Source organism: Streptomyces deserti (assembly GCF_054782695.1).
Genome location: NZ_BAAGRZ010000001.1, coordinates 907,381 through 921,896, shown reverse-complemented (window position 1 = coordinate 921,896; position 14,516 = coordinate 907,381). Strand labels below are relative to the sequence as shown.

Genomic DNA, 14,516 nt, shown 5'->3' with positions numbered 1-14,516 from the left:
CGTGCTCCGCACGCACCTCCGGGAAGACCACGGGGCCGAGTGATGTCGCGCGCGGTCCTGCGGTTCGTGACGCACCGGATCACGCAGCATCCGGACACGGACGTGACCTTCGAGGCGGAGTGCCTGCACTGCAAGTGGAAGGCGGAGCCGTCGACGGACAGTGCGGCGGTCGATGTCGAGTGCATGAGTCACACCGGCCTGAGTAACCACCGTGGATTCCGGCGGGTCTGTACGTCGTTCGCCATGGTCGTGCGGGCCGAGCAAGACAGACCCCCGGGGCACTGAGGGACGGCAAGCACCACAGACCAGAGGTGCACTGGAAGGGGCGCAGCGCGAGCGACATGCGCCCCCGTGCTGGCCCCTGTCGGCTTTCCCCGTGGTTCGGGCAGAGGCCAGCATCGTTGCAGCCGTCAGACAGCGTTGTACGTCCTTGTACGACAACGGCCCCCGGTGTAGAACCGAGGGCCTGTCTGAACTGCTGTGCGCCTGTCTCAGGCGCTTCCGAGGTAGGGTTTTCGAGACGGGTTTTGAACAGAGCTGCGTCTCCCCGTGGGGGCGCGCTGTCTCGCGTCTCACAAACCTTGGTTATTGAGACGATCTTCAGCGGTCACCCGCTGTGCCGATCGCGAGCTGGTGCTCCATGGTGTTGTTGGCCGGAGTGGAGTCGCACGTCATCGTTCGCTGGCGCATACGTCAGGCCGTGTCTCACTCGGCCGTGAACGCCTCGGTCTCATAGCGCGCCATCGCCTCTCGGCGTTCCTTCGCATACTGGGCTTCAACGGCCTCGGCCGTGATGCCCATGCTCTCCATGAGGGGGTCCAAGACCCTCTCGCTGAAGCGTTCATCTGTCTGCGTGAGAAGTCGACAGTCCGCTTTCAGGTCCCTGCACAGCTTGGTCCGGCCAGCCTCGCTGACCATTTCTTGGATGCGCTCGCGCCAGGAGTTGTGAACCAGGTCGTTACGCCGTTTCAGGCTTCGGGTGAGGTCGTCGACGACCTCTGGGTAGGCGCTGGTGTACGGCTCGACGCGTTTGATGAGCTTGCCCATCATGTCCTTGAAGCCTTGAGCCCAAGGGTCGCGGATGAGCTGTTCCCCCTGCTCCCTCGCCGTGGTGATCTTGGTGAGCGCGAGGGTGTTGACCAACGAGTGCTCAAGGCAGTTGGCCTTGTAGATGGCCAGCCCGAAGAGGGCGTACATGGTCTTGTGGTCCGTGTCGTTGTCGTACTCGTTGTCCGGCTCAGGCTCCGGCTCCTCGCGCCAGGTCGGCTCATGCCTCACCACGTACAGTCCATCCATGCCTTCCAGTGTGCTGGCAAGGCGAGCCGACTCGTAGCGAATTCTGGGCGCTTGGCTACTGGCCCCTGAGCCGACGCAGCCCCAGGACGTCGGAAGTCGTGTGGCCACCCATGGCGGTGACGAAGAGCCGGACCTGTATGACATGGATCCGATCGCCTTCGAGTCCCTCGTCGCCGATCTGTTCCGTGCCATGGGGATGCAGGCCGTGACGACTCAGCGCTCGAACGACGGTGGCGTGGATGTCGACGCGCTGGACCCGACTCCCATCAGAGGGGGGAAAATCGTCGTCCAGGTGAAGCGCTACCGCAGCACCGTGCCGCCGACGGCGGTGCGCGATCTGTACGGCACGGTCCAGGACGTAGGCGCCAACAAGGGCGTCCTGGTGACCACGTCGGGTTTCGGCCCGGGCTCGCACACCTTCGCTCGCGGCAAGCCCTTGGAGCTCATCTCGGGCAGCGAGCTCGTCGACCTGCTGCACCGGCATGGGCTTCGTGGACGCCTGGCGGAGGGAGGACGAGCGGCCCCAGCGCAGCAGGCGCCGTCTGGTCCTGGTACTCCGGCCGATGACTACAACGTGCTGGGCATGACATGGTCCGGCGACGTCGCGTTGGACGTATGCGCGCTCGTCTGCCGTGGCAACCGAGTCCTCAGCGAAGACCACTTCGTCTTCTTCAACAACCCGCAGACCCCGGACGGCTCCGTACGAGCAGTGCCGGCAGCGGCGCCGGACAAGGCAGCGATTCGTGTTTCCTTCGATGGGCTGCCGGCGGGGGCTGACCGGTTCGTGCTGGTGGCGGCTGTTGATCCGGAGGTCAACCCGGAGGCCGACCTGTCCGGGTTCACCGATGCCTGCATCCGGCTGCTGGACCCGACGATGACCGAGCTCGGGCGGCTTGAGGTCTCCGACGGTCGTGCCCGAGAGACCGCGTTGGTGCTCGGCTCCTTCCGGCGCAGGCCCAGCGGGGACTGGGACTTCGTGCTGGGCGGGAAGGGCTACACGGGAGGCTTGGAGCAGCTCGTTCAGGACTACGGCATCGAAGTGGAGTAACGCCACTGGTCTCATCTGCGTACCGTGAGGGCGGGCGTCAGCGTCGCAGCGCCTCGGCTGGCTGCACCCTGCTGGCACGCCAGGACGGACAGAGCCCGGCGAGCAGGCCGGTGAGCAGACCGACCAGCGGGGCCGTCAGAACGGTGCCCGGATGCACCACCGGCGTCGAGCGGGGCGAACATTGCGGTACTGGATCCGGACGGGCCGCTGAGGCGTCTACGTCGGTATGAATCTGGAGAAGCCGCCCGCCGAGGACATCGCGCGGCCTGAGTCGCCCGAGCGGTCCGTGCCCGCCGCGAAGCAGTCCTCGTCGCCCGAAGGGTGTCTGGCCGTCGCCATCCGTGTTCCCGTGCGGATCGTCGTGCTCGTGCTGGTCGTGCCGGTGCGGATGGTGTGGGACGCGCTGGTCGTCGGCGGACGGCTTCTGAACGACGCGGTGCTCAGGCCGTTGGGGCGGGCGCTGCTGTGGCTCGGTCGGGCCGTCTTCGTGTGGCCGTTCCTCGGGCTGTGGCGGTACGTCGTCGTACCCGTCGGCAAGGCGCTGGCCTGGCTGGGGAACGTGCTCGTCGTCGTCCCGCTCGTGTGGTTCCACCGGCACGTGCTCACGCCCCTCGGGCACGGCCTCGCGTGGGTCGGGCGGGGCGTCTGGGGCGCGCTCGCGTGGGTCGGGCGGGGGATCGGGGCCGGGCTGGCGTGGGTGTACGCGCGTGTGCTGACGCCCGTCGGGCATGCGGTGATGTGGGTCCTCAGGGGGCTCGGCGCCGTGCTCGCCGCCATCGGGATCGGTGTGTACACGGCCGTGGCGTGGCTGGTGCGGTATCTCGTCGTCGTGCCCGCGGTGTGGTTGTACACGTGGGTTCTCGCACCGGTCGGGCGGGCGATCGTGTGGTGCGCGAAGGGGCTGGTCTGGCTCGGGAGCGTGATCGTCACCGGGATCGGTGTGGCGCTGTACTGGATCGCCCGGATCCTGTTCGTGCTGCCCGCGCTCGCCGTGTGGCGCTGGGTTCTCGCGCCCGTCGGACGTGTCCTCGCCGTCGTCGGGCGGGAGATCTGGGACGCCCTCGGGCACGCGTGGCGGGTCGCCGGGCGTATCTCGCTCGCCGTCGGGCGGTTCCTCGCCACCCTCTTCCGGTGGATCTTCGTGGAGCCGGTGCGGTGGGCGTACCGGAGCGTGCTGACGCCTGTCGGGCATGTCATCAGGGATGCCGTGCTGCGACCCGCCGCCGAGGCCGGGCGGAGTGTGGGACGGGCCACCCGGCAGGCCCTCGCCTCCGCCCGGGAATCCGTACGGCAGGCCCGTGCCGACTTCCGGCGCATGCTGTTCGGGGAGCCGCGGCAGCCGCAGCCGGTGGCCCGCCGGGAACCTTCGGGCCGAGAGGCACGTACTCTTGGTAGCAGTACGACCGCTCTCACGAAGGACTGAACGACACTGGGCAAGCGACAGCCCGAAGGCCCGCCGCCCGCACCCGCGGTGCAGCGCATCCGACTGCGCTACACCAAGCGCGGCCGCCTCCGGTTCACCAGCCACCGTGACTTCCAGCGCGCCTTCGAGCGTGCGTTGCGCCGTGCCGAGGTGCCGATGGCCTACTCGGCGGGGTTCACGCCGCACCCGAAGGTGTCGTACGCCAATGCCGCACCCACCGGCACGGGCAGTGAGGCGGAGTACCTGGAGATCGCGCTCACCGAGCCGCGTGACCCGGAGCAGCTGCGCGTCCTCCTCGACGAGTCGCTGCCCGCCGGGCTCGACGTCATCGAGGCGGTCGAGGCCCGGACCTCGGGGCTCGCCGACCGGCTGACGGCCTCCGTGTGGGAGCTGCGGCTGGACGGCGTGGACCCCGCCGAGGCCCGGCGCGCGGTGGAGGCCTTCAACGCGGCCGAGACCGTCGAAGTGCAGCGCCTCACCAAGAACGGCGTCCGCACCTTCGACGCCCGGTCCGCCGTCGCGAGCCTGGAAAGCCTCGACAGAACAGAAACGCTCGGTTCGCAGGCTGATAGGCCGACCGACCAGCCCTGTGCGATACTGCGGCTGGTTGTTCGGCACGTGACGCCTGCCGTACGACCCGACGACGTCCTGTCCGGTCTCAGCGCCGTGGCCGACCTGGCGCCGCCGGTCCCCGCAGCGGTGACCAGGCTGGCGCAGGGGCTGTTCGATGAAGAGACCGGCACGGTGACCGACCCGCTCGCGCCCGACCGCGAGGCAGCAGCGACCGAGCCACACACGGCCGGCGCCACTGCCGCCGCGACGGCGCCGGCGTAAGGAAGGTTCCGCGTAGGGACGGACGTCGAAGCGCCGCCCTCGAACTCGGGAGCCACCTGGGTCGGGCAGCGCACCGACCAGAAGACTTTCGCCAGGCCGTACGCATTCGGCGTACGGAACCGGCGAGACAGGACACAGAGAGCTCCCGTGCGGCGCCCGCGCCCCGGACGGCGGCAACCGCGCACCGCGCGAGCCGCGGACGTCACCGGCATCGCCGGACCAGGTGCGGCGCCCGGGAGCCTGACGGGAGAAATGCCCGCATGCTCGAGCCGATCGAACCCACCGAGGGTTCCGAACTGAACACCCCCAGCGACACCCTGCCGCCGCGCCGAAGGCGCCGTGCCGCATCCCGCCCGGCGGGGCCGCCCGCCACCACCACCTCCGACGCCCCGGTCGAGACCGTGGCCCCGGCCCTACCGCCCGCGCAGTCCGTCGACGCGATCGCCGAGACCGACGTGACAGACGTGACTGAGGTGACGGGGGAGATTGAGGCGGCCCAGGACGCCGTAGCCGCCGCCGAGACCGACGAGGCCGCGTCCGCCGGCCGTCGGCGCCGTCGGGTCGTCCGCCGCGCGTCCGCGCCCGCCGGGTCCCCGGCGTCGGCGGAGGTGGCCGAGACCGTCGTGCCGGTGACCGCGGCTGCTTCTGCTGCCCTGGTCGCCGCGGAAGCGGAGGAGCAGGCCGAGGAGCAGGCCGAGGTCTCCTCGCCTGCGGAGACTTCCGAGAGCGCAGCTCCTCGGCGTTCCCGGCGTCGTGCCACGCGCAGCGTGGCCTCGCCGACCGGGGCCTCGGCGGAGGCCGAGTCCGCCGCGGCGCCGGCTGCGGTGGAGAACGCCGAGGCTGGTGAGGCACCGGGCGTCGCCGCGAGTGCCGTGAGTGCCGCCAGTGTCATGGGTGCAGCGAGTGCCCAGAGCGGCGAGGGTGCCGATAGCGCCCAGAGCGCCGAGAGCGCCGAGAGTGCCGAGATGTCCGCGGAGGCCGGTGAGGAGGCCGCTCCGCGTCGGGCCCGTCGCCGGGCGACGCGTCGCGTGTCCGCGCCCGCTGGAACCCCTGCACCGGCCGAGTCGGCCGAGGCGTCGTCCGTCGCCGGGAGTGGTGAGGTGCCCGAGCCGGTGGTGGCCGCCGAGGCGGGGGAGCCGGTGGCGTCTGCGGAGGCCGGTGAGGAGGCAGCTCCGCGTCCGGCCCGTCGCCGGGCGACGCGTCGCGTGTCCGCGCCCGCTGGAACCCCTGCACCGGCCGAGTCGGCCGAGGCGTCGTCCGTCGCCGGGAGTGGCGAGGTGCCCGAGCCGGTGGTGGCCGCCGAGGCGGCGGAGCCGGTGGCGTCCGCCGAGGCCGGTGGGGAGGCCGCTCCGCGTCGGACGCGTCGCCGGGCCTCGCGACGTGCCTCCGCGCCCGCCGGGACGCCTGCGGCTGCGGAGGCGGCCGAGGGCGCCGACGTTGGTGAGCCCGCGCGGCGTGCCGAGTCCGGCACCGGCACCACCGCGGCGTCCGCCGAGGCCGCCGCGTCCTCCTCGTCCGCCGAGGAGGCGAACATCCCCGTGACCGACACCCCCACGACTGAGACTCCCGCGCCCCAGACCCCCGCCGAGGCCGCTCCCGCCGCCGAGGCGGGAGCCGCGCAGGCCGGAGAGGAAGCCGCTCCGCGCCGTGCGCGCCGCCGGGCCGTGCGCCGGGCCGCCACCGGATTCGCCGAGCCCGCGCAGCCCGCCGCTGCGCCGGTCGCCGAGCCGGAGGTGCCGCAGCGGCCGGCGCGGCCCGCCGTGGCGGTGTTTCAGCCGCCCGTGTTCACCGAGCCGAAGTTCCAGACGCCGGAGCGGGCCGCCGCCGAAGCGGCCGCCGAGGCCGCCGAGGTCGAGGAGCCCGAGGAGACCGCGGGGACCGAGGAGTTCCCGGAGGAGCAGCCCACCGCGGGGCGTCGCCGCCGTCGGCGCCGCGGTTCCGGTTACGGCGATGAGCCCGAGGCCCAGGCCGCCGAGACGTCCGCCCGGACCTCCGCCGAGGACGAGGCGGAGGAGGACGAGGAATCGGCCGAGGAGTCGGCCGAGGACCACGTCGGCGACGAGCAGGAGGAGACCGAGGGGACCGGGTCGCGCCGGCGCCGTCGCCGTGGTGGCCGTCGCCGTCGCCGCGGCGAGTCCGCCGACAGCGACAGCGAGGCCGGTGAGACCACGGACGCCGAGGCCGAGCGGCTCGCCGCCGAGCAGGCCGCCCAGGACGCCGAGGACACCGCCGAGCAGATCGAGGACGACGCGGAGGACAGCGACGAGGCCGCGGAGTCGGCCGAGGGCCGCGAGGAGTCGGACGGCGGTACGGGCTCCACCAGCACCCGTCGCCGTCGCCGCCGTCGGCGCCGCGCCGGCGAAACGGCCGTCGACGCCGAGCCCGCCGCCGACGACCCCGAGCGCACCGTCGTCAAGGTCCGCGAGCCCCGCAAGCAGTCCGAGCCGTCCGACGAGGTGCAGTCCATCAAGGGCTCCACCCGTCTGGAGGCCAAGAAGCAGCGCCGCCGGGAAGGCCGCGAGCAGGGCCGCCGCCGTGTTCCGATCATCACCGAGGCCGAGTTCCTCGCCCGGCGCGAGGCCGTCGAGCGCGTGATGGTCGTCCGGCAGAACGGCGACCGTACGCAGATCGGCGTCCTGGAGGACGGCGTGCTCGTCGAGCACTACGTCAACAAGGAGCAGGCGGTCTCGTACGTCGGCAACGTCTACCTCGGCAAGGTGCAGAACGTGCTGCCCTCGATGGAGGCCGCCTTCATCGACATCGGCAAGGGCCGCAACGCCGTGCTCTACGCCGGTGAGGTCAACTTCGAGGCGCTGGGCATGGCCAACGGCCCGCGCCGTATCGAGTCCGCCCTGAAGTCGGGCCAGTCGGTCCTGGTCCAGGTCACCAAGGACCCGATCGGGCACAAGGGCGCCCGCCTCACCAGCCAGGTCTCCCTCCCGGGCCGCTACCTCGTGTACGTGCCCGAGGGCTCGATGACCGGCATCAGCCGCAAGCTGCCCGACACCGAGCGGTCCCGGCTGAAGACCATCCTCAAGAAGATCGTCCCCGAGGACGCGGGCGTCATCGTGCGCACCGCCGCCGAGGGCGCGAGCGAGGACGAGCTGCGCCGGGACGTCGAGCGGCTGCAGGCGCAGTGGGAGGACATCCAGAAGAAGGCCAAGAACGGCAACGCGCCGACGCTGCTGTACGGCGAGCCGGACATGACCGTCCGGGTCGTGCGCGACATCTTCAACGAGGACTTCTCCAAGGTCATCGTCAGCGGCGACGACGCGTGGCAGACCATCCACGGGTACGTCTCGCACGTCGCGCCCGACCTGGCCGACCGGCTGCAGAAGTGGACGAGCGAGGTCGACGTCTTCGCCACGTACCGGATCGACGAGCAGCTCGCCAAGGCCCTCGACCGCAAGGTCTGGCTGCCCAGCGGCGGTTCGCTGGTGATCGACCGGACCGAGGCGATGGTCGTCATCGACGTCAACACCGGCAAGTTCACCGGCCAGGGCGGCAACCTCGAGGAGACCGTCACCAGGAACAACCTGGAGGCGGCCGAGGAGATCGTGCGCCAGCTGCGGCTGCGCGACCTCGGCGGCATCATCGTCATCGACTTCATCGACATGGTGCTGGAGTCCAACCGGGACCTGGTGCTGCGGCGCCTGCTGGAGTGCCTGGGCCGGGACCGTACGAAGCACCAGGTCGCCGAGGTGACCTCGCTGGGGCTCGTGCAGATGACCCGCAAGCGGGTCGGCCAGGGGCTGCTGGAGTCGTTCTCCGAGACCTGCGTCCACTGCAACGGCCGCGGTGTCATCGTCCACATGGACCAGGCCGCCGCCACCGGTGGCGGCGCCAAGCGCAAGAAGCGTGCGCGTGCCGGAGCCGCCGAGCAGGAGGCGGTGGCCGCCGTGGCGACCGCCGAGACGCCCGAGCAGGAGGCGGAGGCCGAGCTCGCCGCCGAGGTGGCCGAGCCGGTCGCGCTGCCCGAGCCGGCCTTCGCGCCGGACGAGGAGCTGTACAGCAGCGCCGCCGAGGCGGAGGCCGCGGCCACCCGCGGGCGTACGCGGCGCCGGGCGAGCCGGCGGGCGTCGGCTCCGGCGGGCGCGCCGAGGAGCGAGGCGGCGAAGTCCGCCGAGCCGAAGGCCGAGGAGACCAGGGCCGCCGTGCCGACCGCACAGGACGTGACCGCCGAGGAGGAGGTCGCGCGTCCGGTGCAGCCGGAGCCGGCCGCCGAGGCACACGCCGAGCCGGTGGCCGTCGAGGACCCGGTCGTCGAGGCCCCTGCCCCGGCCGAGGCCGCTCCGGCCGGGGAGGCCGCGCCCAAGGGCCGTACCCGGCGTCGGGCGACCCGCAAGGTGACCGCTCCGGCCGGTTCCCCGGCGGGGGCCGAGGCGGCCGTGGTGACGGTCCCCGAGACCGCTGCCACGCCGTCCGAGCCGCAGACCGAGGAGGCCCCGGCCCCGCAGGCCGAGGCGTCCGAGGCACCCGCCGCGAGCGCCGCCCCGGCGAGGCCGCGCCGCCGCGCCGTGCGCAAGCCCACCGCGCCCACCGCATCCGAGGAGGCGGCCGTCGTGGTCGTCCCGTCGGCATCGACGGAGGTGGACAAGGCGGCGGACACGGCCACGGACAAGGCCGAGGAACAGGCCGGGGAGAAGGCCGCGGAGGCCGCCGCTCCGGTCGCTCAGCCGGAGGAGGCCGCCGAGGCACCCGCCGAGGGCGCCGAGGACACGGCTCCGGCCAAGAAGACCGCGGCCCGTAAGACGGCCAAGAAGGCCACGGCGAAGAAGGCCGCCACCAAGAAGACCGCGGCGAAGAAGACGGCCGCGAAGAAGACGACGGCCAAGAAGGCGGCGAAGACCACCAAGACGGCCGCCAAGAAGTCGACGTCCAAGAAGACCGCGGCGGCGCAGCAGACGGTGTCCTCCGTCACGACCGCCACGGACGAGGGCTGACACCCGCCGGGGCGTGCGCGGACATCCGCGTACGCCCCGGACCGCGGCCGGCGTGACCGGTCGCACACCTGCGGGACCCGGCCCGGTTTGACCCCTTCGGCCGCGGGCCCGTAACCTTGACCGTCGGTCGGCGTGTCCCCTGACGCGCCACATCCCCGTAAACCTCATCCTCCCGAGCGCCGGGCGCTCAGGAGAGGCCGTCCGCTTGTCGGGCGGCTGGCCTGCGGGGGTGCCGTTTCCCGAGCGAGAGAGTGAGTTCCGCGTGTACGCCATCGTGCGCAGCGGTGGTCGCCAGCACAAGGTTGCTGTCGGCGACATCGTTGAGGTTGACAAGATTTCCACTGCCAAGGTTGGCGACACGGTCGAGCTCTCGACCCTGCTCGTCGTTGACGGCGACTCCGTGACCAGCGACCCGTGGGTGCTGGCCGGCATCAAGGTCCAGGCCGAGGTCGTGGACCACCACAAGGGCGCGAAGATCGACATCCTTCGCTACAAGAACAAGACCGGCTACCGCCGTCGTCAGGGCCACCGCCAGCAGTACACGGCGATCAAGGTCACTGAGATCCCCACGGCTGCGAAGTAAGGGACTGAGGAGAGATGGCACACAAGAAGGGCGCATCGTCCACCCGGAACGGCCGCGACTCGAACGCCCAGCGGCTCGGCGTGAAGCGCTTCGGCGGTCAGGTCGTCAACGCGGGTGAGATCCTGGTCCGTCAGCGTGGCACCCACTTCCACCCGGGCGCCGGCGTCGGCCGTGGCGGCGACGACACGCTGTTCGCGCTGCAGGCCGGTGCGGTGCAGTTCGGCACCAGCCGTGGCCGCAAGGTCGTGAACATCGTCCCGGTCGCCTGAGTCGCCCGAACCCCCTGATTCACGGCTCGACTGATTCACGGCTCGACCGAACGTTTCGCGAGGCGGACCTCACTTCCCGTAACGGGAAGCGGGTCCGCCTTTCGCGTGTTAGTGAAAAGACACAGAGACATCCTGTTCCCACTGGAGGCACTGAACCATGACCACCTTCGTGGACCGCGTCGAGCTGCATGTCGCCGCGGGTAACGGAGGCCACGGCTGTGCCTCCGTCCACCGTGAGAAGTTCAAGCCGCTGGGCGGTCCCGACGGCGGCAACGGCGGGCGAGGCGGGGACGTGATCCTCACCGTCGACCAGTCCGTCACGACGCTCCTCGACTACCACCACTCCCCGCACCGCAAGGCCACCAACGGCAAGCCCGGCGAGGGCGGCAACCGCTCCGGCAAGGACGGGCAGGACCTGGTGCTGCCCGTGCCGGACGGCACCGTCGTGCTCGACAGGGCGGGCAACGTGCTGGCCGACCTGGTCGGGCACGGCACGTCGTACATCGCCGCGCAGGGCGGCCGGGGCGGGCTCGGCAACGCGGCGCTGGCCTCCGCGCGGCGCAAGGCGCCCGGGTTCGCGCTGCTCGGCGAGCCGGGTGACGTGCGGGAGATCGTGCTCGAGCTGAAGACCGTCGCCGATGTGGCGCTGGTGGGCTACCCGAGCGCCGGCAAGTCCTCTCTCATCTCGGTGCTGAGCGCGGCGAAGCCGAAGATCGCCGACTATCCGTTCACGACGCTGGTGCCGAACCTGGGCGTGGTGACGGCCGGCTCGACCGTGTACACCATCGCCGACGTGCCCGGGCTGATCCCGGGCGCCAGCCAGGGCAAGGGGCTGGGGCTGGAGTTCCTGCGGCACGTGGAGCGGTGCAGTGTGCTCGTGCACGTGCTGGACACCGCGACGCTGGAGTCCGACCGTGACCCGGTGTCCGACCTCGACGTCATCGAGGAGGAGCTGCGGCAGTACGGCGGGCTGGACAACCGTCCGCGGATCGTCGTCCTGAACAAGGTCGACGTGCCCGACGGCCGGGAGCTCGCCGAGATGGTGCGGCCGGATCTGGAGGCTCGCGGATACCGCGTCTTCGAGGTGTCGGCGGTGGCGCACATCGGGCTCAAGGAGCTGTCGTACGCGCTGGCCGACCTGGTGGCGAAGGCGCGGGCCGCCAAGCCGAAGGAGGAGGCCACGCGGATCGTCATCCGGCCCAAGGCCGTCGACGACGCGGGCTTCACCGTGACGCGCGAGGAGTCCGGCGGCGAGCCGCTGTTCCGGGTGCGCGGCGAGAAGCCCGAGCGCTGGGTGCGGCAGACCGACTTCAACAACGACGAGGCCGTCGGATACCTCGCGGACCGGCTCAACCGGCTCGGTGTGGAAGAGGAGCTGATGAAGGCCGGAGCCCGGGCGGGCGACGGTGTCGCCATCGGCCCCGAGGAGAACGCGGTCGTCTTCGACTGGGAGCCGTCCGTCATGGCCGGGGCCGAGATGCTCGGGCGACGGGGTGAGGACCACCGGCTGGAGGGCGTACGGCCGGCCGCGCAGCGGCGGCGTGACCGGCAGGCCGAACGGGACGAGGCGCAGCAGGAGTTCGACGACTTCGAGCCGTTCTGAGGCACACCGCAGGGCAACCAGCCTTGCTCATCGCGGTCGGCGGTGCGCTGACCGCCGTCCCCCGACAGGAGCCCCGGGCCGAAAGGTCCGGGGCTCCTGCCGTTTCCGGCCCCTGTCGCTCCGGGGCACCCACCCCCACGACCGTCGTGACAGCGAACCGCACGACGGCCTTCGGCAACACCGTCCTCGGCACCGTCGGGGCGAACCCCTGTTCCGGTATCGGATTCTCGTACCGAACACCCCCTTGCTGTCCGGAAGCTGACACTCCGTAGGACCCGTTGCGGCCAGATCACGTTTGTCGTGTTGTTGCCGTGCCGCAACGGGTCTCCTGTTGTCTGCTTATTTGTCATGCATGCGAACCTCGGTGTTCAGCGGACGGACCGCCCGGACGGCGAGCTTCGCAGTGTCCACAAGAGGCCAGCGAGGCAGGGGAGTTCGCCGATGACCGGAGAGAACGGGGCCGTATCGCCCGACCGACGCCGCTTTCTGACCGCCGGTGCCGCCGTGCTCGGCGCCGCGGCCTCCGCGCAGCTGTGGCTGCCGGCCGCCGCCCGCGCGGCCGAAACCCCGCTGCCCGACGGCGTGTTCAGCCTCGGTGTCGCTTCCGGCGATCCGCTGCCGGACGGTGTCGTGCTGTGGACCCGGCTCGCTCCCGACCCCCTCAACGGCGGCGGCATGCCCGACCGTGTGGTGCCGGTGGAGTGGCAGGTCGCCGAGGACGCCCGGTTCAAGCGGGTCGTCCGCCGGGGCACCGCCCAGGCCCGGCCCGAGTACGGGCACAGCGTTCACGTGGACGTTCGCGGTCTGCGCGCGGACCGTACGTACTGGTACCGCTTCCGCACCGACGGGCAGCTCTCGCCCACCGGCCGCACCCGCACCGCGCCCCACCCGTTCAGCTCCGGCGGCACCCTGCGCGTCGCGCTCGCCTCCTGCCAGAACTGGCAGCACGGCTACTTCACGCCGTACGCCGACATGCTCGACCAGGACCCGGACATCGTCCTGTTCGTCGGCGACTACATCTACGAGTCCACCCCCTCGGCGACGGCCCTGCGCCGCCACGAGGGCACCGGAGAGCCGTTCAGCCTGGTCCAGTACCGCAACCGGTACGCCCAGTACCGCACCGACCCGGACCTCGCCGCGATGCACGCGAACGCGCCCTTCGTGGTCACCTTCGACGACCACGAGGTCGACAACGACTTCGCCGGCGAGATCCCGCAGGACCCCGACAAGCAGCCGCACGACGCGTTCGTGGCCCGGCTGACCGCGGCCTACCAGGCGTACTACGAGCACATGCCGGTCCGGGCGACGGCGATCCCGAACGGGCCGCACATCCGGATGTACCGCCGCCTGGAGTTCGGCCGCCTCGCCCGGCTCAACGTCCTGGACACCCGGCAGTACCGCAGCGACCAGGCCACCAGCCAGGAAGGCGCCCAGGACCCGAAGCTCACCATGCTCGGCGCGCGGCAGAAGCAGTGGCTGCTGAACGGGCTGCACGACTCACCCGCCCGCTGGAACCTGATCGCCTCCCAGATCATGATGGCCGAGACGGATCTGAAGGTCGGCGAGGGCAAGCTCTGGTTCTACGACGCCTGGGACGGCTACCAGGCCGAACGCAACCAGTTCCTCAAGGAGTTCACGTCCGTCCGCAACCCGGTGGTACTCACCGGCGACCGGCACCTGACGATGATCAGCGACCTGAAGGAGGACTTCGCCGACCCGGGCTCCGCCGTCGTCGGCGCCGAGTTCGTCGGTACGTCCATCTCCAGCAACGGTGACCAGGACCAGGCGGCCTTCCGCCGCGAGTGGGACCCGCGGATGCCGGACAACCCGCACTGGAAGCTCCTCGACGCCCACCGCGGCTACCACCTCCTCGACGTCCGCCGCGACGGCATCGACGCGCAGGTGCGGATCGTGGACACGGTGCGGCAGCCGAAGGCCACGCCCAGCACGCTGGCCCGGCTGCGGGTGGAGGCGGGCAAGCCCGGCGTCGAGCTCGCGTGACCCGAGCAGGAGCCCGGGACTCATCACCGTCCCGGGCTCCTCTCAGCTCGGCCTCAGGAACCCCTCGTGCCGTCCCTTCACCATGGAGACGGACTGTCGGAGACCACGTCCGGGAGTTGGGCGGCGACCGCGTACACGTCCCGCGCTCCTCGGCCGCCCGGCAAAGTCCTGCGGCCGGTTCCGGACACGGCGAATCGTTCCCTTACCCTCGCCGAGACCGAAATGCTGCGGAATCTTAATAAGGAATTCCGCGGCAATGGACCGCCGGACGCGCTGTATTCGGGTCCGTTCGCAACGGCGCGGTCCTGCATATGAAGAACACGTGCAGTCCCGCGCCCCAGGACGTGAAGATCGGCACTCCCGAGTGGGCCGTCGAGGCCGCTGCGGCGATGGGCGCCGGGACGGCCGACCGGATCGGCGCGCCGGGTGCCCGCGTACTCGGCGATCAGGCACTGCTGTCCGCCGCAGCCGAAGCCCGCCGCACCGACGGGCGGTGAGCCCCTGCTCGCGCCCGAC

10 protein-coding genes and 2 pseudogenes are annotated in these 14,516 nt (G+C 71.4%); 10 read left to right on the top strand and 2 right to left on the bottom strand.

From position 1 onward, the window contains the following. Positions 1 to 42 precede the first annotated feature (42 nt). The gene (locus ACYVMZ_RS04160) at positions 43 to 285 is read left to right on the top strand and encodes a DUF7848 domain-containing protein (RefSeq protein WP_461075496.1); all 243 of its coding nucleotides are present in this window, start codon (positions 43 to 45) and stop codon (positions 283 to 285) included. A 420-nt stretch (positions 286 to 705) separates the two neighbouring features. On the opposite strand, the gene ACYVMZ_RS04155 is transcribed toward ACYVMZ_RS04160, so the two are convergent. Next, a complete protein-coding gene (locus tag ACYVMZ_RS04155; RefSeq protein WP_461075494.1) occupies positions 706 to 1,296 on the bottom strand; it encodes a hypothetical protein in 591 nt (196 codons plus the stop codon). 76 nt (positions 1,297 to 1,372) lie between these two features. On the opposite strand from ACYVMZ_RS04155, the pseudogene ACYVMZ_RS04150 reads away from it, so the two are divergent. Beyond that, positions 1,373 to 2,344: pseudogene (locus tag ACYVMZ_RS04150) on the top strand (restriction endonuclease); the annotation flags it as partial. 37 nt (positions 2,345 to 2,381) lie between these two features. Here ACYVMZ_RS04150 and ACYVMZ_RS04145 read toward each other — a convergent pair. Beyond that, positions 2,382 to 2,510, bottom strand: a pseudogene (locus tag ACYVMZ_RS04145) (ABC transporter permease); the annotation flags it as partial. 60 nt (positions 2,511 to 2,570) lie between these two features. On the opposite strand from ACYVMZ_RS04145, the gene ACYVMZ_RS04140 reads away from it, so the two are divergent. The 8 genes from ACYVMZ_RS04140 (at position 2,571) to ACYVMZ_RS04105 (ending at position 14,497) form a co-directional block, all read left to right on the top strand. Beyond that, entirely contained in the window at positions 2,571 to 3,767 is a 1,197-nt protein-coding gene (locus ACYVMZ_RS04140; protein ID WP_461075492.1) for a hypothetical protein, read from the top strand. A gap of 48 nt (positions 3,768 to 3,815) precedes the next feature. Then, on the top strand, positions 3,816 to 4,601 hold the full coding sequence (locus ACYVMZ_RS04135) for a TIGR03936 family radical SAM-associated protein (protein WP_461075490.1): 786 nt from the start codon (positions 3,816 to 3,818) through the stop codon (positions 4,599 to 4,601). A 260-nt stretch (positions 4,602 to 4,861) separates the two neighbouring features. Further along, on the top strand, positions 4,862 to 9,544 hold the full coding sequence (locus ACYVMZ_RS04130) for an Rne/Rng family ribonuclease (RefSeq protein ID WP_461075488.1): 4,683 nt from the start codon (positions 4,862 to 4,864) through the stop codon (positions 9,542 to 9,544). Between the two features lie 262 nt (positions 9,545 to 9,806). Beyond that, a complete protein-coding gene (gene rplU / locus ACYVMZ_RS04125) occupies positions 9,807 to 10,127 on the top strand; it encodes a 50S ribosomal protein L21 (RefSeq protein ID WP_315878054.1) in 321 nt (106 codons plus the stop codon). Between the two features lie 14 nt (positions 10,128 to 10,141). After that, positions 10,142 to 10,396: a 50S ribosomal protein L27 gene (gene rpmA / locus ACYVMZ_RS04120; protein WP_073938528.1), complete on the top strand. Its 255-nt coding sequence runs from the start codon at positions 10,142 to 10,144 to the stop codon at positions 10,394 to 10,396. A 157-nt stretch (positions 10,397 to 10,553) separates the two neighbouring features. Continuing rightward, entirely contained in the window at positions 10,554 to 11,999 is a 1,446-nt protein-coding gene (gene obgE, locus ACYVMZ_RS04115; protein ID WP_461075485.1) for a GTPase ObgE, read from the top strand. A 441-nt stretch (positions 12,000 to 12,440) separates the two neighbouring features. Further along, complete coding sequence (locus ACYVMZ_RS04110; RefSeq protein ID WP_461075483.1) at positions 12,441 to 14,000, top strand: alkaline phosphatase D family protein; 1,560 nt, start codon at positions 12,441 to 12,443, stop codon at positions 13,998 to 14,000. A gap of 311 nt (positions 14,001 to 14,311) precedes the next feature. Next, complete coding sequence (locus ACYVMZ_RS04105; protein WP_461075481.1) at positions 14,312 to 14,497, top strand: hypothetical protein; 186 nt, start codon at positions 14,312 to 14,314, stop codon at positions 14,495 to 14,497. Positions 14,498 to 14,516: the final 19 nt, after the last annotated feature.